We start from the raw sequence: 21,975 nt of genomic DNA on the forward strand, positions 1-21,975 counted from the left end.
GAGGTGAGAGAATGAAGGCGGTAAAAAAGAAGCTGTGGACAGGATGGATCAGAATTCAGAAGATTCTGACGGAAAAAGACGGGATATCAACGGTAGAATTGATCCTTGTACTGGTTGTCATTATCGGTCTGGTTATCATTTTTAAGAAACAGCTTAATGAACTTGTAACTAAAATATTTGAAAAAATAACGAATGAAAGTTCAGGAATCTAAAATAAAAATTTTATTTCAGAAGTGAGTGTGTACAGAGATGAAAAAAATGGTAAAGGGAGAGATTACTGTGTTTCTAAGCCTGGTCTTTCTTCTGCTTCTTACTCTGGTTGGGGCTTTGCTGGAAAGTGCCTCGATCCAGCTGGCAAAGAATGAGAGAAGAGCAGACGCAGGCAGGGCAGTGGAATCTGCGTTTGCAGAATATCAGAAAGATCTTCTGGAGCGATATGGTATTTTTGCAATAGAAGGCAGTTATGAATCCGGAACAATGTCTGAAGAAAATATTTTAAACCGACTGTCCTTTTACGGGGCAGAAAATATAGAAACAGAGATTGCGGCAATCCGTTATCTGACAGACCAGAATGGGAAAGAATTTCTGCGGCAGGCGGTTGAATACGAGAAAATGAAGACAGGAGCTGCGGCGATAGAGAATCTGACGGGAAAGGTATCCGAATGGAAGGAGCAGGAACTGAAAGCAAATGAATATGGGAAAGAGAATATAGAGACGAGTAAAGAACTTGACCAGATGCTGGAAAGTGAAAAAGAAGAACTTCCTGCAGAAAATAATCCATTGGCGGATATTGTGGATATACAGGCGCAAGCACTGTTAAATCTGGTCAGCCCGGAAGGATTTACGCTGTCATCGAAAGCTGTAAAGTCAGAAGAGACTGTATCGAACCGAAAGCTCAGGCAGGGATACGGAACCATGAAGGAAAAAGATAATGGAGCCGGAGATACCATTTTTTTCAATCTGTACCTTATAGATAAGTTTGGCAATGCTGCAAATAAGAAAAAGAATACGGTACTGGACTATGAGATGGAGTATTTGTTAGGAGGAAAGGCGAGCGACAAGGACAATCTGGAATATGTGATCGGGAGAATCCGAATCCTTCGATTTGCAGTGAATTATGGATATTTGCTGACCGATAAGGACATGCAAATGGAGGTGGATACCCTTGCAACGACACTGAGTGCGGTGTTTCTTTCACCGGAGATCAGACCTGTGATCAAGCATGCGCTGCTTCTTGCATGGGCTTATGGAGAAAGCCTTACGGATGTTAAGACGCTTCTGGCAGGGAAGAAGGTTCCGGCTGTAAAGAGTAAGGAGAGCTGGAATCTAACGTTGGATGGTCTGCTTGAACTGGCAAAGAACAGAAGTATTCCGGAAGGGAAGGAGACAGAAGAGGGAAATTCTTATGAGCAGTATCTGCAAATGATGCTGGTTTTAAAATCAAAGGAAGAACTGTCGATGAGAGCATTGGATCTGGTGGAAATGAATCTGCGATTCGGAATGGAGAAAACGTTTTTTCGGGCAGATGCCTGCGTATCAGGAGCAGACTTTGACATGACATGTTATCTGAGAAGAGGAATCCGGTATCAGTATCATATTTTATATCAATATCAGTAACAAAAAATGAAAATGTTAGGAGGTGGATACAGGTGTCTTTTCTGAGGACAATCGAAATAATAAATAAAATTCCTTTGATGATGTACAGAAAAATATTGAATTACAAACACATATTTGATATTCGCAGAAAGGAGGAAGGATTTGATTTTCTACCTGATTTGATCGCCATATCTTGTGTCAAAGAAAAGGCATCTGTATCTGCCTCGGTAACAGTAGAAGCTGTACTTTGTGTTCCGTTGTTCCTATATGCGGCGGTGAGCCTGATCTGGATGCTGGAGCTCAGAAGCATCCAGTCTGCAGTAAGATGCGGACTGCAGAGTGCAGGAAAGCAGGTGGCAGAGAGTTTTGCAGAAATTCCCGTGCTGAACCCGATAAGTCTGCATGCAGATCTTGTAAATGCGGTCGGGAAAGAAAGAATGGATCGAAGTATGATTGTTGGCGGAAGCGGAGGAGTCAGCTGTAAAAGATCCTGGGCGATACCGGGAATGGGAGTGCTGGAACTGACGGCAGAATATGAAGTAGAATTGCCGGTTCCTGTCTTTCATATTCCGGTACTGCATTATAAAGAAAAAATGAGGATGAAGACATGGACCGGTTATGTAAAGACCTACGAAGCAGGAATTGGAGATAATGAACTTGTATATGTGACAGAAACAGGGATCGTATATCACCGGAATTATCAGTGCACTTATCTGGAACCGTCCGTGCGCAGTGTTGCGAAAACACAGTTAGGGGAACTGAGAAACAGCAGTGGAGGAATTTATCATTTGTGTGAACGGTGTGGATGGATGCCGGGAAATGATGGAAACTGCTATGTCACAGATTACGGGGATCGTTATCATACTTCATTATCATGCAGCGGACTGAAGAGAAAAGTTTATACAGTTCCGCTGTCAGAAGTAAAAGGAAAAGGAGCATGTTCGAAATGTGGTGGAAAATAGCAAAATTGGCAGGATTATTTTTTTTAGGATTCGGAGCAGCACAGGATATAAAATATCAGAAAATCTCGACAGAATATCTGCTTGCAGGAAGCTGTGCGGCGATTCTGTACCGTGCATTATTTGGACGGATGCATTGGAGTGTATGGGTTGCCGGACTGGGATGTGGAATTGTATTTCTCATGATATCGAAATGGTCACAGGAGGGAATAGGGTACGGAGACAGCTGGATGATCCTGAATATGGGTATTTTTCTTGGGATCTGGAATCTGCTTGGAATGCTGATGCTTGCATTTCTTGTGGCTGCGATGGCAGCAGGAGCAGGTCTTTGGAGCGGAAAATGGAAAAGGACGACAAGAATGTCATTTTATCCTTTTCTTCTGATCGGCTATCTGGGGACATTTATATGGTAAAGCTAAAAGGAAGTACAGTAGTTGAGATGGCGTATCTGATGCCGGTAGTATTGCTTTGTTGGATGGCAGTCATTTTCGCACTTTTTTATTACCATGATAAAAATATTATCGGTGGGGCGGCATATGAGACTGCGATTGTCGGAAGTGAAGAATGGCGATGGCAAAAGGAAATAGAAGATGGAAAAATGGAGCAGTATTTTCAGAAAAGAATTGAAAACAAACTGATATTTTTTGATACAGTATCGGTGGAAACTGCGGTAGTAAAAGATGAATTTGAAGTGACAGCAGGAGCGCAAAAGAGAAAAATGCGCGTATCTGTTAAACGCAGTGCGGCACTGACCGTGCCAGAGGAAAAAATACGCAGGAAAAAAGTATTGCAGGAGATTGTAGAAAGGGACCAGGAGGAATGAGAGAAGAGTACGAAAGAGATTTACATCATGCCTGGATGATTCTGGAAACAGATGAGCTATATAAAGAAGATTATCAGATGCGGATGCTGATGGAAAATGCGATTCCCGGACTCTTGTCAGTAAGAGGGCAGGGAAAAGATGATAAAAGCCAGTACCGCTACGAGATCAGTGGGAAGATATCCGTGAAAGCAAAGGGAGAAAAAGAGCACTGGAAATTTGCAGATCTGGAAAATTTTATGAGACAGTTTATCCAGGTGCTTTATGCAGTGAAGAATTATCTGCTGGACGTGAACTGTCTGAGCCTGGATCCGGGACATATTTATGTATCGGATGAAATCTATTACTTTTGTTATTGTCCGGGACTGGAAGGTAATATTCTGGAAAAGTTTCATGAGCTTACAGAGTATTTTGTCAGGGAGACAGATTATGAACAGAAAGAGGCAGTCTATCTGGCATATGAATTACATAAGGCTTCAATGGAAGAAAATTATAATATTGAGTATGCGCTGGAGCGGATACTGGAGAAAAAGGAGAATGAAATGGAGAGTATACAGCCGGAGAAAAAAGCAGGATATGATCTGCAGGAGGAACTGATCCTGGATGACTGGATTGCAGAACAGGAAATGAAAGGGCAGGTTGTAAAGGACAGACAGAGCGTCTGGGGATTTCTGAATCAGCGCCTTCAGAAACGTAGAAAAAAACGGGAATCCCAATGGGATGAGATAATGGCGGATGATTCAGAGGAATAAGTAAGATAGGACATGTTTTTCTTTTTACTACATTTTCCAGTTTATGGAAAGAAGTACTTGTAAAACAATTACGTGTTTTTTATAATAAAAATGATTATGTAATTGGTAACAAAAGCAAAAAAGAAGTGCCTTTTCCACAGGAGGAAGTAACTGTTACTGTTCCGGCGTGAGCTGTGATTGTCCGGTTGACAATGGCAAGACCAAGACCGGTGCCGTCTGGTTTGTAAGTGACAAAAGGATCAAAAATCGTGTCGAGATATTCCGGTGAGATTCCACATCCGGTATCAGATATGGTAATCTGAAGCATTTGATCTTTGAGGATTGCTTCCAGACGGATTGAACCGGCAGACGAAATGGCTTCACGGGCGTTTTTTAAAAGGTTGAGAATCGCTTCATGCAGCTTTAATCTGTCGGCCGTCAGAGATGGAAGATCAGGGGCTATCAGAGAAGAGAATCCAATGTCGGTATCTACGCAGGAGGCGGCAAAGGACAGGCAGATCTGTCCCAAAAAGTCCTGTGCAGAAAACGTGCTCAGATGCAGATGTTCACTGTTATTATAGGCAGACAGCTCCTGCAGCAGAGAGATTGTGTATTCAATGTCTTCGCGAAGCTCTGACCAGTGGCTGAAATCTCTGGTTTCAGGGTGACTGGACTCTATGAGCTGAAAGGTACTGTAGATCAGCGTCAGTGGATTGCGAACTTCATGACTGATCTTGCTGATTGTATATTGCTGTGAATCCAGGAGTTTCTGAAGTAATTCACGAATTTCCGGACTGGAATTCATAAGCTGATGTAACTTTTCATAATCATTTGCAGTAAATGGCATGGTAACGACCATCCTTTCCATGATATAAAGTAGTTGTAGTTTATCATTGAAAGTCTGGTTCGTAAACAAATTCGAGATTAATCGAAGAAAATGTAGAAAGAAGGAAAAAACATGAGGGATGAGAACTGTATTTTTTGTAAAATCGCAAATGGAGAAATTCCATCTGCAACCATATATGAGGATGATGATTTCAGAGTAATTTTGGATCTTGGACCGGCGACAAAGGGACATGCACTGATCCTGCCAAAAGAACATGCGGCAGATATTTATTCTATTGATGAAGAACTGGCAGGAAAAGCATTTAAGCTTGCAAAGAAGATCACAACAAGATTAAAAGATGTACTTGGATGTGACGGCTATAATATCGTACAGAATAACGGGGAAGTGGCCGGTCAGACCGTATTCCATTTCCATATGCATCTGATTCCGAGATATAAAAATGACAAGAGCGGATTCGGCTGGAAACCGGGTAAACTTACAGATGAAGATCGGGATGAAATCCTGGAAAAACTGAAAGAAAAATAAAATAGTGAGGTACTGGAGTGAGTTTTCAGAATAAGAATAAAAAGGAATTCGAGAACGTGTACTATAAAAATAAGTTCAACGTTTATCGGATAGCAATGGATTATTCTGGCAGTCACAAAGAGTCAGCGGAAGAGATATTCCAGGAGGTTTTTCTAAAACTATATACACACTTTGATACAGTGGATGAAGAATACATGGCAGCATGGCTGGTAACAACAACGAAAAATACAGCTATCAATTATATGAAGAAGCGGGCAAGAGAATGTCCGAAGGCAGATATTGAGCTGTTTTCGGATCTGTACTCGAAGGAATATGCGGAAAGTGCAGAGGAGCATGTATTCCACAAAATTTTACAAAAAGAAAAAGTGGGTTATGGATGGACGATTCTGGATGCATTGTACGAAGAAAATGAAAACTGGTACGAAGCAATTACCATGGTTTACTGTCTGGAGAGAAAACAAAAAGATGTGGCTGAATCTATGGGGATCAGTATCCAAGCACTGACGGGTGTACTGTACAGAGCAAGAAAATGGGTAAAGATACATTACAATTCTGATGATTACACAAAATAGCACCGATGGATATGTAAAGAAAACAGGTGTCGTTCCGGCACCTGTTTTTGAACAATGTAAATAACTGTTGTTAAAAAATTATTTGGAAGCAGCATCTTCGATCAGACCGATAATTGTCTTGATCGGATCCTGCTGAGAAGACTGATTCATTGCATTTATGAAGTCTTCACGGGAATCATAAAGCTTGTGGACAGCTGCGAGAAGCTTTTCATCTGTAAGCTCTTCTTCTTCCATAACCATACTGAATCCCTGACGTTCAAAAGAACGGGCATTCAGAATCTGGTCACCACGGCTTGCGTTAGCTGAAAGTGGAATCAGAAGATTTGGTTTGCGAAGAGCAAGCAATTCGCAGATTGCATTTGCACCTGCTCTTGAGATTACAACATCGGCAAGGGCGAAGAGATCTTTCAGTTCATCCTGAATATATTCAAATTGAACATAGCCGTTCAGACCGGTGAGCTTTTCATCGAGCTTGCCTTTACCACAGAGATGAACAACCTGGAAATCTTTTAACAGTTCAGGAAGAATCTTGCGTACTGCATTATTGACTGCGACTGCGCCAAGACTTCCTCCGACGATCAGGATAACTGGTTTTACTTCCTTGAAACCACAGAAAGCGCAGGCTTTTTCTTTATCTCCGGTGAAAAGCTCCTGACGGATAGGGGATCCGGTAAGGACAGCTTTATCCTGAGGAAGGGAACTTAAAGTTTCCGGGAAGTTACAGCATACTTTTGCAGCTGAAGGAATGGAAAGCTTATTAGCCAGTCCCGGAGTCATATCCGATTCGTGAATGATAACAGGAACATGGTTCTTCTTTCCGGCAATAACAACAGGAACACTTACAAATCCACCCTTTGAAAAAATTACATCCGGTTTTAACTGCTTGATCAGACGGTTGGCTTCACTGAAGCCTTTCAGGACGCGGAACGGATCCGTAAAGTTCTGAAGGCTGAAATACCGGCGGAGCTTACCGGAAGAGATACCATGATATGGAATCCCCTGCTGTTCAACCAGCTGCTTTTCCATACCGTTGTAAGAACCGATGTAATGTATGTCATACTGCAGTTCCCGAAGACGGGGAAGCAGTGCAATATTAGGTGTAACATGTCCGGCAGTACCTCCGCCGGTCAGAATGATGCGTTTCATAATAAAAATCCTCCCATTGATGGTGCGAATTAAGATTCGCAGTTGATACAGGCAGAGAGACTGCCCTGATATCATAATATTAAACAGGTGAAGGAAAAAGGTCAAGTTAAAGGGAAAAGAAATCCAAAAGAATGAGGTTTAAAATGGAAAAACATGAAGATAATCTGGATAAGCTTTTAAAAGCTGAACTGGAAAAAGAAGCCGGGGAAATCATGGAAGAAGTGGACTCGGACGAATCACTGCAGGACATTTCCTTTCCAGAAGACCTGGATGAAAAGATGTGGAGTAAAATCCAAGAATATGAAGAACAGCAGAAAGCATATGAAAAACTGTCAGATGCCGACAAGGAGGCAATCCGTCTCGGACGAGAGGTTCAGGCGCTTCGCGGAGGGGAGGATACGAAAGATCATCTTGAGAAAGATGTGGAGAGTGACAGTTATATAGATAATGTTGTGCCAATTGAGCATGTGAAGCATGAAACAGATAATAAAGCAAGTGACGACGGTACGAACGGAGAGACCGGGAAGGAAGCCGGGAAGAAGAAAGTTAAGAAGAGAAAACGGCACTGGAAGGCATATGGAATCGTGGCGATCGTGGCTGTGCTTGCTATGATGTGGAGTATGGTGAGTATTGGTGGGACGCCGTTCTTTGGGAAACTGTGGACGCAGACTATCGGAGATAGGAAGATGACACAGGTAGATACGGAGAGAGAAGATGGGGATAAGAATAAGGTCGATGAATATGATGAATTTCAAGTTTATGAAGAAATAAAGAAAAAAATGGGAGTGGATGTTGTTCGATTTTTGCAAAAATCAGATGATATGATATTGGTGCAAAGTGACATAAATGAGACATTGAAGCGGGCGTGTTTGATTTATAATAATGAAGATAATATTATTGAATATCAAATGATTTTTAATTATAAAGAACAATCTCACGGATATGATATAGAAGATAAAAAAATTAAAGAGGAACAATTTGAAGTAGATGGTAATAATATTGTTATTATTCAATATGAATTGCCAGATGAAGGCAAGGAAAGCGTGGCACAGTTTACTTACAAAGATGTTTTTTATACAATTAATACGACAATGGATGAAAAAAGTTTTAAAGAACTTTTAAAAACTTTATATTTTTTTTAAATATGGCGTGAGTTTTTTCTCTCTCGATTGTTAATATAGTGTAGAGAGGAGGCGAAAGGTGAAAAAAAGTAAAATTTTGTCGCTGATTTTGACAATGGTCATGGTTTGTACATTGTTTATCAGTACGCAAGGAGTTGTAAAGGCATCGGATGTACCGAAGTGTATTGATGGTTCTTATTTGACAAATGATGATTCCTCAGAAGTAACAGTTGGATCAATGAGTAGAGGCATATATTTGAAAAGTGGATCATCAACAATTACTAAAGTAGGACCAGGAAAAATCGGTGCGGGAGGAAACACGGTAGGGCAGAAAACGGTTTCCAAGATTACGGTTAGTGTAACTGTGGAGCGATTATTGAATGGAAAATGGGCTTATTATACTTCATGGTCAGAAACAAATTATAATTCAGTTTATGTAAGTACTAGTAAGACATTATCTGTACCAACTGGATATTATTATCGTGTAGGCTGTGTACATTACGCAAACTCAGATGTAAGCGATTCATTCACCAACGGCATTTACATCTAAAAATCACAAACCAACAACATCCCAACCCCTTACCCACCCTAACTCATCCCGCACTACCAAAAAAATATTTTTTATAAAATATTCATACGACTATCAACCGGTGCGGCAGTTAGCGAAAGTAAGGACAAGGGAACAATATGAGGGAGGGAGATGGGAAGATTCCTTTTAACACCTGTCTGAATTGCAGGTTGATAAAGTTCAACATCTCCGGTCTTGCAGACTGACAAGAGGGCGAACAGGACTGTAAAGGCCACAACTAATAAACGTATTTTCTGATTGGACAGAAAGCATATGACCAAATAATACAACCCGGTCGCGAAATATGTGAGTATGGAATATCAGAGCAAGCAAGAAGCCTAACTAATGTTAAACTGAATTAGACCAAAACAAGCAGGTCGGGATAATTCCTGACCTGCTTGTTTTGACACAAAATTGCGAAAAAATTATTTGATTACTGGTTATTGCTTAAATATTCTTTTAAAGCAAGTGAAAGCTGATCCGGGCAGGATGTTGCTTTGTATCCGCATTTGATACCTTCGATACGTGAAATTGCTTCGTGAATATCCATTCCTTCAACGAGGCGCCCGATGCCCTGTAAGTTACCGTTACATCCGCCTGTGAACTCAACATTATGAATACGTCCAGCTTCGTCTACTTCTAAGTGAATATTCTTAGAACAGACGCCGTGTGGTGTAAATTCCATGAGTATAGTCCTCCTTTATATTTATATTATTATTGTGCCTTATAAAATTGCTTCAATGATTATAACACAGCCTTATAAGAAAATGCTAGTGCATATTATAAGAAATCTGATATAATAGCTATTGTAATTTTGAAGGGAAATCTATAGATATAGATAAAAACAATATGTAAGAAAAACGGAGGATTTTCAAATGATAGGAATTATCGGAGCAATGGATGAAGAGGTTGCAATCTTAAAGGAATCGATGGAAGTTCAGGATACGATGGAACGTGCCGGAATGACTTTTGTCAAAGGTATTATGAGTGGCAAGGAAGTTGTAGTTGTAAGAAGTGGTATCGGAAAAGTCAACATGGGAATCTGCGCACAGATTCTGATTGACTGTTTTGGTGTGGATACGCTGATCAATACAGGTGTGGCAGGTTCTCTGGATGCAGATATCAACATCGGGGATATCGTGATTTCTACAGATGCAGTTCAGCACGACATGGATGTAAGTATGCTTGGCGATCCGGTAGGACAGATTCCGAGAATGGATACCTTTTCTTTCCCGGCAGATGAGAAACTTGTGAAGCTGGCAGTGGAAGTAAACAAAGAAGTGAATCCGGACATTCAGACATTTACCGGAAGAGTGCTCAGTGGAGATCAGTTTATTTCTGGCAAGGAAAAGAAGGAATATCTGGTAAAGACATTTGATGGAAAGTGTGCGGAGATGGAAGGCGCAGCAATGGCGCAGACCGCATATCTGAATAAAGTTTCGTATGTCATTATTCGTGCAATTTCGGACAAAGCTGACAACAGTGCAACGATGGATTATCCGGAGTTTGTGAAGATGGCAATCACCCATTATGTAGGGCTTGTCAAAGGTCTTGTAGAAAGAATGTAATGCGTAAGGCAGCAAAGTAAAACAGAAAAGCAGCGTCATTTTCCAGACAGGATGTCGGATTGTGGCGAACGATTAGGGAATCCAAATTCGGAGGTTTACGGTATAATGACGGTAAATCTAAGAAGGAGGATTCTTTTTATGTTGGAAATGTTCGTGGTGAGAGAAACGGTATTTTTTCTGACGGGAGTGATGATCGGGATCGGCGCGATTGCAAGACTGATTACCGGGATTTCACTGAAAAAGCTGGTAAGAGCAGCAAGTAACATGAGCAAAAGCAATCATCCGCTGATGCGGCTTGTAAGGGCAAAATTTGAGCATGGGTGTATGGTGAGTGATAAAGTACAGAATGTTGGTGCATTTGTAGAGAAATATTTGTATGAATACCGGGTGCTTGGCGTGAGGCTGCATACCTGGAGGCAGTGGGCGAAGGGGAGCATCTGGATCTGCCTTATCTTTGGAGCCACAGGAACAGCGCTTGCTTATGCAGCGGGGGAGAGGGAACAGGGACTTTACAGATATGGTATTTTGGGCGGTATGGGAGCTTTGGCGCTCTTTTTACTCCGGATGCTTGCGGATGATGCCTATCAGCTGGAGGCAGCGAAAACCTATATGGTAGATTTTCTGGAAAATACATATGCTCATCGCTATGAGAAGACCAATCAGAAAGAAATCCAGGTTACAGTTCAGAGAGCGGATGAGATTCCGGAGAAAATGGATGCAGAGGAAAATGAAGCGGCGCATTCTGGTCAGGTGCAAAGACCATTTTCAGAAGAAACCGTGCCAGCAAGCGCAGCTACGGTAAATGCGGTTTCTGCGAACGAAAAACGGTATACAGAAGATGGACAAATGCAGCAGACCGTGCAGACAGTAGCAAAAGTGGGACAGGCGAATGCAAATCAGGCTGATGAAATGCGGACGCAGCAGCCTGGAGCACGGATGGAAGATACAGCCGGTTCCCGATTTAAGCAGGAAGATACCGGCGAAAAGCTGGAACCGACAAAAGAGGCAAGAATCCGGGAAATTCTGGAAGAATTCCTTGCCTGACTGGTGTGGATAATCGCAAGTTAAGTGAAATCTGTCCAGTATATAAAAAAGTCTTTTTCGGGTAAAAAATGATTTAAAAATATAAAATACCGATATGTGGAAAAGCTGATTCCAGATATCGGTATTTCTATTATTATCGGGCAGGTGGTACACTTTTGCAGTTCACCGTTTTACAGAAAAAACACAGAATGAACACAGATTGCCCCCAGAAGTTTCACAAATCATCCGTATAATTGAAAAACATGAAATTTTGTAGTCAGGAGGAACAACATTGATTGAGGTAAAAAATCTTGTAAAGAAATACGGCTCACATCTGGCTGTAGATCATTTGAATTTTACTGTAGATACCGGGCAGATCTATGGATTTTTAGGACCGAACGGTGCCGGAAAGTCCACAACGATGAATATTATGACCGGCTATCTTGGCGCCACAGAAGGTGAAGTGCTGATCAACGGGCACAATATACTGGAGGAACCGGAGGCAGCAAAAAAATGTATTGGTTATCTGCCTGAGATGCCACCGCTTTACACGGATATGAAGGTGAATGAATACCTGAGGTTCGTAGCGGAATTGAAGAAGATCCCGAAAAAGGAACGGCAAGAGCAGATTGAGAAGGTCATGCTGATGGTGAAGATCATGGATGTACAGGACCGGCTGATCAAGAACCTGTCCAAAGGTTATAAGCAGAGAGTCGGACTTGCGCAGGCAATCCTTGGATTCCCGGAGATCATCATTCTGGATGAACCGACGGTCGGACTGGATCCGAAGCAGATCATTGAGATCCGTGAACTGATCCGAGAGCTTGCAAAAGAGCATACCGTGATCCTGAGCTCACACATTCTGGCAGAGATCCAGGAAGTCTGCGATTATATTATGATCATTTCCAAAGGGAAACTGGTGGCAAGTGATACACCGGAGAATCTGGAAAAGCTTCTGACGAATCAGCAGACTGTGGAAATCCTGGCAAAGGGAAATGAAGATACGGTACGGAAAGTCATCGGCACAATCGGTAATGTGCAGAAGGCATCCGTGGAACACGGAAAAGAAGAAGGAACGGTAAAAGCGAGTCTGTTCCCGAAGGATGGAAAAGATATCAGGGAAACAGTATTTATGGCATTTGCACAGGAGGGCTGCCCGTTACTTATGTTGTATCACAGCCGCACGACGTTGGAGGATGTCTTCCTGGAGCTGACGCAGGGAAGCACACCTGCAGCAGCAAAAGCGATGAAAGACGGCGAAAAGAAAGACCGGATGGTAAAGCGGCGCAAGAAAAATGCGCAGGAAGAGGCAGAAGAGAACGAGCTGACTGAGAGGGATGAAGAGCCGGAAGAAAATGCCGTTCCGACAAGTGAGGATGAAAAGGAGGATCTCGAAAATGACAGCAATTTATAAACGAGAATTAAAATCCTATTTTCAATCAATGACAGGCTATGTCCTGATCGCATTCCTTGTGATCTTCACGGGAATCTATTTTATGGCGTACAACTTAAATTCGGGATATCCCTATTTTTCATATGTTCTGATGAATATCAACTACGTGTTGATCATCATTATCCCGATGCTCACCATGCGTTCCTTTGCGGAGGAACGGAAGAACAAGACAGACCAGCTTCTGCTTGCCGCACCGGTAAAATTATTTGATATCGTGATGGGGAAATACCTTGCGATGGTGACGGTATTTGCGGTACCGTGCCTGATTTTTTGCATTTTCCCAATTATCATTAAGAGCTTTGGAACGGCGTATCTGAAGGTGGATTATCTGTCGATCCTGATGTTCTTCCTGCTCGGATGCGTGTATCTGGCAATCGGAATGTTTCTTTCGTCACTCACAGAAAGTCAGATCATTGCGGCAGTAACAACCTTTGGCGTTTTGCTTCTGATCTATCTCTGGGGAGGACTGATCAATTTCCTCCCGACATCAGCTACAAGCGGCATGATCGGTATTGTGGTATTCGTTACCATTGCGGCGCTGATCATTTACCGGATGACGGGAAACTGGATGATCGCAGGAATTATCGAAGCGATCGGAGTTGTTGCGGTTGTGATCGTAAGCTTTGTAAAATCTTCATTATTTGAAAATATTTTGGTCAACATCATGAAGAAGCTGTATCTTGCAGATGTATTTGACAACGTAGCATATAACAAGCTTTTCGATGTGAGTGGGCTGATCCTGTATCTGAGTGTGGCAGGTGTATTTATCTTCCTGACCATGCAGTCCATTCAGAAAAGACGTTGGAGTTAGGAGGGAGAAGACATGGAAAAAATCAAAAAAATGTTCAGCAGCAAGTCCTCCCGGAACGGAACTTACAGCGTAGGGCTTGCAGTGATCGTGATTGCAATCGCGATCGTGATCAATCTGGTGGCAGGACAGCTTCCGGAAAAAGTAAGAAATATTGATATCAGCAGCAACAATCTGTACGATATCAGCAGTGTGTCCACAAAAATGCTGAAGAAGCTGGATAAAAAAGTAGATTTGAAAGTGATCGCAGAACAGGATTCTGTGGATACCAGGATCAAGACTTTTGTGAAAAAATATGCGGCGCTTTCCGGCAAAGTAAAAGTGGAATGGGTGGACAGCGTACTGCATCCGTCCGTTCTTCAGAAATATAATACCGATGGGAATGTAATCGTTGTGTCCTGTGATGCAACCGGAAAGTCTACAACGATTTCATTTTCAGATATTATCCAGTCGGATTATTATTCTTATTATACGACCGGAAGTGCCAGCGAAAGTTCTTTCGACGGAGAAGGACAGCTTACCAGTGCGATCAATTATGTAACCAGCGAGGAAACAAGCAAGATTTACCGGACCAGTGGTCACGGAGAAGCGACATTTTCAAGTTCGGTAAGTGATCTGCTTACTAAGAATAATCTGGAGACGGAAGAAATCAACCTGAGTATGAGTCCGGAAATCCCGGATGACTGTGACCTGTTGTTCCTCTATGCACCGACATCGGATATTACAGATGATGAAAAGACAATTATTGAGAAATATCTGAGTGACGGCGGAAAGGTTTATCTGATCCTTGGAGATACGACTTCAGACACACCAAATCTGGACGGAATTATGTCAGATTATGGACTGAAAAAAGTCAGCGGTTATATTGCAGATACCCAGAGATGCTACCAGGGAAATTATTATGCAATCTTCCCACAGCTTTCTCTGAGTGGTGACCTGGGAAGCGGCATCAGCAATCAGATGGTACTTCTACTGAATTCACCTGGTATGGAGAAAACAGATACGGATAATGATAATCTGACGGTTACTCCATTTATGCAGACATCAGACAGTGGATATGCAGTGACAGAAAATGACCAGACACAGGGACAGTATATCCTGGGAGCCGTTTCTACCAATGCGATTTCTGGGGATTCTTCAGATTCGGACAGCGAGGATGAAGACGATAAGAGTGATGCAACGGATACAGACACAAAGACGGCAAGACTTACGGTGCTTGCTTCTGCATCTATGATCAGCTCGGATATCACAGATCAGCTGACGACACTGGATAACCTGACTTTGTTTGTAAATTCAGTGACAGAGAATTTTGATAATGTAAACAATGTTGCGATTGAAGCGAAGAGTCTTTCGACTGAGACCAACACATCGATGCATGCAGGTGCATTCAGCATCCTTGTGATCTTTATTATTCCGCTTGCAATTCTGATCCTTGGATTTGTGATCTGGATGAGAAGACGGAAAGCGTAAGAGGCAGGAGGAAAAAAGATGGAGAAAAAAACAAGGACAATAGGAATCCTTCTGCTCGTACTGCTTGTTCTGCTCATTACATTTTTCGGGCTGAAAAAATGGAATACATCTAAGTCAGAGGCAGAAGAGAAGAAAAAAGAAAATGCAGTGGTGCATATTTTTGAGACAGATTCGCTGGAGTCGATCGAGTATAAAGAAGCATCTGGGGAAGAAATGTCCTTTGTAAAAGAGGATGATACCTGGGAGTATGCGCCGGACACCACGATCGCACTGACGGAGAGCAGTATGCAAAATATGGAAGATGCATTTTCGGATATTCGGGCGGTAAAAGAGATCAAGAATCCGGATGGCCTTTCAGACTATGGATTTGATTCACCGGAATATAATCTTACGCTGACCGGAAAGGATGGCGAGGCACATAAATTTCTAATCGGGAATGCTTCCGGAGAAAATTATTATTTCATGGAAGATGGAACAGAAAAAGTGTACACGGTATCGACAGATCTGATTTCGGAAATGGTATGGCAGCTTGCAGATGTTGCTGAAAAGGACAGCTTTGTAACAGTTACATCTGATAACTTTGTAAAAGAGACTGTGACAAAACCGGGTGACGAGGTAAAAACCTACGAAGCGGACAATGAGGATCAGGAAGATACTGTCACAAGTATTATGACAGCACTTTCCGGATTCTATTTTACAGATTGTGCAGATTATCATGTGACGGACGCGACGCTTGGCAATTACGGGCTTGCGGAAAATCAGCGGACGAAGGTGGAGCTGACTTACAAGGATACGTCGGATGATGATAAGGAAAAGACAGTTACATTCTATGTGGGAAGCAAGGACGACAGTGCGACCTACTATTATGTACAGATGGACGGTTCACAAAGAGTAAGCCGGGTACTGATCGATACGGTAGAGAAAGCGCTTGGATGGAAAGTGGACAGTAGTGCAGAGTAGAAGAATACAAAGAGAAAATTAAATAAATCTGCTAAGAAAGGAAAAGGGATGATGTCTTTCAGGAAAGGACAGAGTCCCTTTTTTGAGTGTATGTTTTACAAATTTATCCGCAGGAATCATTGACGCTGAAAAACCAACAGTGATACTATACAGATAATACGGAAAAATGAACGTTATACAATATGGAATGAGGAGAAACGATATGCCAATCATATACAATGAAAAAACAAGAGAGTTTCATCTTTACAACCAGGAGATCAGCTATATCATCAAGATCCTTGACAACGACCAGCCGGGACAGCTCTACTATGGAAAACGCCTGACACATAAAGAAGATTTCAGCCATCTTTTTGAATATGCGATGCGTGATATGTCACCGTATGCTTTCGAGGGAAATTCTACATTCTCACTGGAGAATATCAAGCAGGAGTATCCGACTTTCGGCTGCGGAGACATGCGTTTTCCGGCATATGAGATCGAGCGGGAGAACGGAAGCAATGTAGTCGAGTTTGTATATAAAGAGCATAAAATTTATAATGGCAAACCAAAGCTTGAAGGACTTCCGGCGACTTATGTAGAAAGTGATGATGAGGCGCAGACTCTGGAACTGGTTCTGGAGGATACAAGTATCAATACAAGAATTGTCCTTTTATATACGATCTATGAAGCATTTCCGGTGATCGCGAGAAGTGTACGTTTTGAATGTGATTCTGATGAAAAAATCACACTTCTTTCTGCAATGAGCGCCTGTATGGATCTGCCGGACAAGGATTATGAGATGATCGATCTTGCCGGTGTGTGGGCGAGAGAGCGCCATGTGAGAAGACATAAGCTGGATTACGGTATCCAGAGTATTTACAGTATGCGCGGATGCAGCAGCTACCAGTTCAATCCGTTCCTTGCACTTGCGCGTGAAAATGCAGACGAGTTCCAGGGGCAGGTCTACGGTTTCAGTCTGGTTTACAGCGGAAATTTCCTTGCACAGACAGAGGTAGACAATTATGATACCGCCCGTGTGCTGATGGGAATCCATCCAAATGGATTTAAGTGGACACTTGGAAAAGGCGAATCCTTCCAGACACCGGAGATGGTAATGGTATATTCGGAAGCTGGACTTAACGGAATGAGCCAGACCTTTCACAAGCTGTACCGCACACGTCTGGCAAGGGGAACCTGGAGAGATAAGGTTCGCCCGATCCTGATCAACAGCTGGGAAGCATTTTATTTTGATTTTGATGCGCCAAAGCTTCTGGGACTTGCGGATGCGGCAGCAGATCTTGGAATGGAGCTTTTTGTATTGGATGATGGATGGTTTGGAAAGAGAGATGACAGTACTTCTTCCCTTGGCGACTGGTATCCGAATGAGGAAAAGCTGAAAGGAACGTTAAAGGAGTTGGCAGAAAAGATCAATGCCAAAGGTTTAAAATTCGGGCTCTGGATTGAACCGGAGATGACGAACAAAGACAGTGATCTGTACAGGGCGCATCCGGACTGGCTTCTTGCAGAACAGGGCAAGCGGATCTGCCACAGCCGGACACAGTATGTACTGGATTTTTCTAAGAAAGAGGTACGTGAATATATCGGGGACATGCTGGAAAATCTTCTTGCAGAAGTGCCGGTATCTTATATCAAATGGGATATGAACCGTACATTTTCAGAGGTGTTCTCCAATGGAAATGACAGAGAGTATCAGGGAAAGGTCTGCCACAAATATATCCTTGGTGTGTATGAACTGTATGAGCGCCTGACCAGCCGTTTTCCGCATGTATTGTTTGAATCCTGTGCAAGTGGTGGGGCAAGATTTGATCCGGGAATGCTTTACTACGCACCGCAGGGATGGACTTCGGATGATACTGACGCAATCGAACGTCTGAAAATCCAGTATGGAACTTCAATGGTTTATCCGGTAAGCTGCATGGGGAGCCATGTATCAGCTTCACCGAACCATCAGACAAACCGTGTGACACCGATCGAGACAAGAGCAGATGTGGCTTACTTTGGAACTTTTGGATATGAGCTTGACCTTTTAAAGCTTGGCGAGGAAGATAAGGCAGAAATCCGCCGTCAGATCGCATTTATGAAGGAGAAGAGAGATCTGATCCAGAAAGGAACTTTCTATCGACTGAAGAGTCCGTTTGAGGGAAATGAGACCGCATGGATGATCGTATCGGAGGATCAGAAGAAGGCGCTGGTCGGTTATTACCGGGTAATGCAGCCGGTCAATGTTGGATTTAAGAGACTGAAGCTGAAAGGGCTGAAAGAAGATATCTGTTATAAGGTCAGCGGATATGATTATGACTGCTATGGCGATGAGCTGATGCAAGTCGGAATGATCCTGTCCGATTCTGCGTCCGGTGTATGGAAGAAGGGCGTGAATGATAAGGGAGATTTCCAGGCGAAAGTGTTTGAGATTGTGGCTGTGTAAGCCGGAATATATGGAAAGGACGAAATGGGAGAACCGTTTCGTCCTCTTGCGTTTTCGGAAGAAAAATTATATGATGTTTCTAAAAGACTTAAAGAGGTATCAAATGGAACGACTATACGATAAATTAAAAGCATATTCCGAGAGCGATTTTTACGCATTTCACATGCCGGGACATAAGAGAAACAAGGCACTTCTTGGAATTGAACTCCCATACGATCTGGATATCACGGAAATCGATGGTTTCGATGATCTGCATCACGCAGATGGTATTTTAAAAGAAGAGCAGGAAAGAGCCGCAAGGGTATTTGGGGCAGAGGAAAGTCATTTTCTGGTAAATGGAAGTACTGCCGGAATTTTAAGTGCAGTGATGGGATGTACGCACCGGGGAGATAAGATTCTGGTGGCACGCCATTGTCACAAATCCATTTACCATGCAATCTATATGAATGGTCTTGTACCGCGCTATGTGTATCCGGAATTTGATATTTCCATGCATATGAACGGGGAGATCAGCAAAGAAGATGTGGCAAAAGCACTTGCTGCAGAGCCGGATATCAAAGCCGTTGTGATCGTATCTCCAAATTATGATGGCGTGGTATCGGATGTGAAAGGAATTGCAGAAGTGGCACATTCGTATAGGATTCCACTGATCGTAGATGAAGCACATGGACCGCATTTCGGATTTCATCCGGTATTTCCGGGGCGCGCAAATGATCTGGGAGCAGATGTGGTGATCAATAGTCTGCACAAGACATTGCCGTCCCTTACCCAGACAGCGATCCTGCATATCAATGGGAAATTTGCAAATCGTAGAAGAATTAAGAAATATCTGGATATGCTGCAGAGCAGCAGTCCGTCGTATATTTTCATGGCAAGCCTGGATGCCTGTGTAGATTTCCTGGATGGAAAATGTGAGGAAGCATTTGAACTTTATGTAGAAAGGCTGCAAAAGTTCAGAGAAGAGCTGGAACCATTACAGCATTTACAGATTCTCCGTACAGAACATTATGATATTTCCAAAGTTGTGATTTCCACAGCAAATGCAAATATTACAAGTCCGGAGCTTGCGGAACGGCTGCGAAAAGAATATCATCTGGAAATGGAAATGACCGGAGGAACCTATGTACTTGCGATGACGACCGTGGCAGATACGCAGGAAGGACTGGACAGGTTAAAAGCTGCGTTACTGGAAATAGACGGTCAGCTGGAAGGAAAAACAGCCGTTTCCGGAAGCACAGAGATTTCCGGAGAGCTTCCGAGACTGGAGCAGTATTTTACACTGCAAGAGGCAGAGGACCGGGAGGAAGACGGAGAAGCAGAAGAGATTCCGTGGAAGGAAAGCGAAGGATATATTTCTCTGGAATACGCTTATCTTTATCCACCGGGAAGCCCGGTTATCGTACCGGGAGAGCGGATCAGCCGGGAAGCAGTAGAACTTCTTTGCTATTATGAAACACAGAATCTCCAAATAGAAGGAATACAGACGGAAGGCAAGATAAAGGTGTGGAAACATGAGTAAAATATATTATCTGATGGGAAAAAGTTCAACGGGGAAAGACACAATCTACAAAGAGCTGAGAAAAAGAATGCCACAGTTAAAAAATGTAACGATCTATACAACCCGTCCACGGCGTGAGGGAGAAAAAGAAGGCGAAGAATATTTTTTTACAGACGAAACTGAACTTGAAAAGTTCAAAACAGAAGGCCGATTGATCGAAGAACGTGCTTACAATACAGTTTATGGTATCTGGCACTATTTCACCGCTGATGACGGGCAGTTCAATTTTGAACAAAAAAATCAGGATTATCTCATGATCGGAACCCTTGAATCCTATGAAAAATTGAAAACCTATTTTGGAAACGAAAAAGTAGTTCCACTTTACATCGAGGTAGAAGACGGAGAGCGCTTAACCCGCGCCCTCGCCCGTGAGAAAACCCAGAAAGAACCCAAATACGCCGAAATGTGCCGCCGTTTCCTCGCCGATTCCAAAGATTTCTCCGAAGAAAACCTCGCCCACGCCGGAATCACAGAACGCTACGAAAACACAGACCTTGAAGACGTACTTGAGAAAATCTGTAAGAAAATACTAAAAAAGCAGAGTCAGCTATAAACCATACAAAACTCAACCATTCATAAATAACACCGATCTCAACACCCCAGTGAGACAGGCCCACCTGTTCAGATGAATCCTGCATTGAGAAATTCTTGAAACTTAAATAAGATTTTATAATGTAGTGGAGTTAAGACACAGAAAAAGACAAAAATTATCCTCTGGATCTGCGAATTTTGCACTATGGAACCGAGACTTAATCAATTGTGGAAGCCATTGCTGACACAATTGATGCTTTCAAAGGCTCGGTGGAATGGTTAGTGCAACTGAGCATAGCCAGAGGATAATTTTTGTCTTTTTCGTCTCTTTTACTACTACACGCATGACTCTAATTCAAGAAGTTCTCAATAATCACCCCTTCTGCTTCCTCTTCCGTCATTCCAAGAGTCCGCAGCTTGATCAACTGTTCATCATTGATCCTTCCGATCGCAGCTTCGTGGATAATAGCCGCATCCACATGCTTCGCATTGATCTCAGGAATTGAACTTACTTCTGCATGATCCATGATAATAGAATCACACTGAACATGTGCATGGCAATGGTTCTTTCCGACAGCCCTCGGATGGAAGACCTGTCTAGATTCGCCTTTTGCGACCGAACGGGATACGATCTGCGCAGAGCTGCCTTCTCCGAGCAGTTCCACCATCATATTTGAAGTAGCTTCCTGCTTTCCATGTGTCATCAGTTTTTCAATGACATAAAGCTTGGAACCGGCTTCCAGATGTACATTATTTTCACGAACCGTAGAATCGACTCCTTTGATCTGAGCAGTATCCAGCGTAAATACAGAATTTTCACCAAGATAAACTTCGGTAACAGGATTGAGTACACGGGCTCCGGTGCCTTCACCCTCTCCGTAATGCTTTTCTACATAGCGTACATTTGCATTTTTTTCCACATGGAAAGTATGAATACCATCATGGCGGCTTTCGTTACATCCGCTGTTGTGGATACCACATCCGGCAACGATGGTTACATTTGCACCTTCTGCTACATAAAAATCATTGTAAACAACGTCCGTCATTCCGCTTGCGTCAACAACAACCGGAATATGAACTTCTTCGCCGTCTGTTTTTCCATCGATGAAAATATCGATTCCCGGCTTGTCCTGTTTTTTCTTGATTTTAATATGCTCACTGTCTCCGTGGCAGAGAGCGATTCCATTATGTCGTAAATTGAATGCACCGGACTGTGTAAAACCGGTGTCATCGATCTGTGCTAATACTTTTTCTGTAATTTTATCCAATAAAGTCATTGTATGTTCCTCCCCTG

Annotated in this window: 23 protein-coding genes; 19 read left to right on the forward strand and 4 right to left on the reverse strand. The window is 42.7% G+C overall.

Translation table 11 applies throughout. From position 1 onward, the window contains the following. Positions 1-11: 11 nt before the first annotated feature. Genes PG840_RS07880 through PG840_RS07905 form a run of 6 tightly spaced genes read left to right on the forward strand, consistent with a single transcriptional unit; the run spans position 12 to position 4,127 of the window. Positions 12-212 (forward strand): Flp1 family type IVb pilin, encoded by a 201-nt coding sequence (locus PG840_RS07880; RefSeq protein WP_022220442.1) that lies wholly within the window; start codon positions 12-14, stop codon positions 210-212. Between the two features lie 37 nt (positions 213-249). Continuing rightward, the gene (locus PG840_RS07885; RefSeq protein ID WP_270613490.1) at positions 250-1,617 is read left to right on the forward strand and encodes a DUF5702 domain-containing protein; all 1,368 of its coding nucleotides are present in this window, start codon (positions 250-252) and stop codon (positions 1,615-1,617) included. A gap of 32 nt (positions 1,618-1,649) precedes the next feature. Beyond that, positions 1,650-2,558 (forward strand): hypothetical protein, encoded by a 909-nt coding sequence (locus PG840_RS07890; protein ID WP_008374202.1) that lies wholly within the window; start codon positions 1,650-1,652, stop codon positions 2,556-2,558. Next, on the forward strand, positions 2,543-2,968 hold the full coding sequence (locus tag PG840_RS07895) for a prepilin peptidase (RefSeq protein WP_049938189.1): 426 nt from the start codon (positions 2,543-2,545) through the stop codon (positions 2,966-2,968). The genes PG840_RS07890 and PG840_RS07895 overlap by 16 nt, the downstream gene beginning before the upstream one ends. Then, positions 2,962-3,378, forward strand: coding sequence for a TadE family protein (locus PG840_RS07900; RefSeq protein WP_117559394.1), 417 nt, complete (start codon positions 2,962-2,964; stop codon positions 3,376-3,378). Before PG840_RS07895 ends, PG840_RS07900 begins: the two co-directional genes overlap by 7 nt. Further along, positions 3,375-4,127, forward strand: coding sequence for a DUF6382 domain-containing protein (locus PG840_RS07905; RefSeq protein WP_008374199.1), 753 nt, complete (start codon positions 3,375-3,377; stop codon positions 4,125-4,127). The genes PG840_RS07900 and PG840_RS07905 overlap by 4 nt, the downstream gene beginning before the upstream one ends. Before the next feature lie 94 nt (positions 4,128-4,221). Here PG840_RS07905 and PG840_RS07910 read toward each other — a convergent pair whose 3' ends face one another. Then, positions 4,222-4,953 carry a sensor histidine kinase gene (locus tag PG840_RS07910; protein WP_270205862.1) on the reverse strand — a complete coding sequence of 244 codons (732 nt, stop codon included), beginning with the start codon at positions 4,951-4,953 and terminating at the stop codon, positions 4,222-4,224. A gap of 111 nt (positions 4,954-5,064) precedes the next feature. Here PG840_RS07910 and PG840_RS07915 point away from each other — a divergent pair, with 111 nt between their 5' ends. After that, a complete protein-coding gene (locus tag PG840_RS07915; protein WP_008374196.1) occupies positions 5,065-5,478 on the forward strand; it encodes an HIT family protein in 414 nt (137 codons plus the stop codon). 17 nt (positions 5,479-5,495) lie between these two features. Then, the gene (locus PG840_RS07920; protein ID WP_173686103.1) at positions 5,496-6,050 is read left to right on the forward strand and encodes an RNA polymerase sigma factor; all 555 of its coding nucleotides are present in this window, start codon (positions 5,496-5,498) and stop codon (positions 6,048-6,050) included. Positions 6,051-6,128: 78 nt separating this feature from the next. On the opposite strand, the gene PG840_RS07925 is transcribed toward PG840_RS07920, so the two are convergent. Beyond that, positions 6,129-7,196 carry an undecaprenyldiphospho-muramoylpentapeptide beta-N-acetylglucosaminyltransferase gene (locus PG840_RS07925; RefSeq protein ID WP_195502276.1) on the reverse strand — a complete coding sequence of 356 codons (1,068 nt, stop codon included), beginning with the start codon at positions 7,194-7,196 and terminating at the stop codon, positions 6,129-6,131. A gap of 143 nt (positions 7,197-7,339) precedes the next feature. On the opposite strand from PG840_RS07925, the gene PG840_RS07930 reads away from it, so the two are divergent. Both PG840_RS07930 and PG840_RS07935 read left to right on the forward strand, forming a co-directional pair. Further along, positions 7,340-8,338, forward strand: coding sequence for a DUF4367 domain-containing protein (locus PG840_RS07930; protein ID WP_270205863.1), 999 nt, complete (start codon positions 7,340-7,342; stop codon positions 8,336-8,338). Between the two features lie 58 nt (positions 8,339-8,396). Continuing rightward, the gene (locus tag PG840_RS07935; protein WP_270205864.1) at positions 8,397-8,867 is read left to right on the forward strand and encodes a DUF6147 family protein; all 471 of its coding nucleotides are present in this window, start codon (positions 8,397-8,399) and stop codon (positions 8,865-8,867) included. A 451-nt stretch (positions 8,868-9,318) separates the two neighbouring features. Here the strand turns inward: PG840_RS07935 and PG840_RS07940 are convergent, their stop codons facing one another. Beyond that, on the reverse strand, positions 9,319-9,570 hold the full coding sequence (locus tag PG840_RS07940) for a TIGR03905 family TSCPD domain-containing protein (RefSeq protein WP_008374186.1): 252 nt from the start codon (positions 9,568-9,570) through the stop codon (positions 9,319-9,321). 190 nt (positions 9,571-9,760) lie between these two features. On the opposite strand from PG840_RS07940, the gene PG840_RS07945 reads away from it, so the two are divergent. The 9 genes from PG840_RS07945 to PG840_RS07985 all read left to right on the forward strand — a co-directional run bounded on the left by PG840_RS07945 (position 9,761) and on the right by PG840_RS07985 (position 20,703). Next, complete coding sequence (locus PG840_RS07945) at positions 9,761-10,453, forward strand: 5'-methylthioadenosine/adenosylhomocysteine nucleosidase (protein WP_008374185.1); 693 nt, start codon at positions 9,761-9,763, stop codon at positions 10,451-10,453. Positions 10,454-10,591: 138 nt separating this feature from the next. Further along, entirely contained in the window at positions 10,592-11,497 is a 906-nt protein-coding gene (locus PG840_RS07950; protein ID WP_270205865.1) for a hypothetical protein, read from the forward strand. 271 nt (positions 11,498-11,768) lie between these two features. Continuing rightward, a complete protein-coding gene (locus tag PG840_RS07955) occupies positions 11,769-12,890 on the forward strand; it encodes an ABC transporter ATP-binding protein (RefSeq protein ID WP_270205866.1) in 1,122 nt (373 codons plus the stop codon). Then, the gene (locus tag PG840_RS07960) at positions 12,874-13,740 is read left to right on the forward strand and encodes an ABC transporter permease (protein ID WP_270205867.1); all 867 of its coding nucleotides are present in this window, start codon (positions 12,874-12,876) and stop codon (positions 13,738-13,740) included. Before PG840_RS07955 ends, PG840_RS07960 begins: the two co-directional genes overlap by 17 nt. Before the next feature lie 12 nt (positions 13,741-13,752). Next, positions 13,753-15,207 (forward strand): Gldg family protein, encoded by a 1,455-nt coding sequence (locus tag PG840_RS07965; protein ID WP_270205868.1) that lies wholly within the window; start codon positions 13,753-13,755, stop codon positions 15,205-15,207. An 18-nt stretch (positions 15,208-15,225) separates the two neighbouring features. Beyond that, complete coding sequence (locus tag PG840_RS07970) at positions 15,226-16,167, forward strand: DUF4340 domain-containing protein (RefSeq protein WP_270205869.1); 942 nt, start codon at positions 15,226-15,228, stop codon at positions 16,165-16,167. Positions 16,168-16,369: 202 nt separating this feature from the next. After that, positions 16,370-18,592, forward strand: a complete 2,223-nt coding sequence (locus tag PG840_RS07975; protein WP_270205870.1) for an alpha-galactosidase — start codon at positions 16,370-16,372, stop codon at positions 18,590-18,592. A gap of 103 nt (positions 18,593-18,695) precedes the next feature. Continuing rightward, positions 18,696-20,111, forward strand: coding sequence for an aminotransferase class I/II-fold pyridoxal phosphate-dependent enzyme (locus PG840_RS07980; protein WP_270205871.1), 1,416 nt, complete (start codon positions 18,696-18,698; stop codon positions 20,109-20,111). Continuing rightward, positions 20,104-20,703: a guanylate kinase gene (locus PG840_RS07985; protein WP_270205872.1), complete on the forward strand. Its 600-nt coding sequence runs from the start codon at positions 20,104-20,106 to the stop codon at positions 20,701-20,703. Before PG840_RS07980 ends, PG840_RS07985 begins: the two co-directional genes overlap by 8 nt. A gap of 328 nt (positions 20,704-21,031) precedes the next feature. Here the strand turns inward: PG840_RS07985 and PG840_RS07990 are convergent, their stop codons facing one another. Continuing rightward, complete coding sequence (locus PG840_RS07990; protein WP_270613491.1) at positions 21,032-21,958, reverse strand: SufB/SufD family protein; 927 nt, start codon at positions 21,956-21,958, stop codon at positions 21,032-21,034. Positions 21,959-21,975: the final 17 nt, after the last annotated feature.

It is taken from the genome of Coprococcus sp. AM97-35, assembly GCF_027697525.1.
GTDB classification, from domain to species: domain Bacteria; phylum Bacillota; class Clostridia; order Lachnospirales; family Lachnospiraceae; genus Allocoprococcus; species Allocoprococcus comes.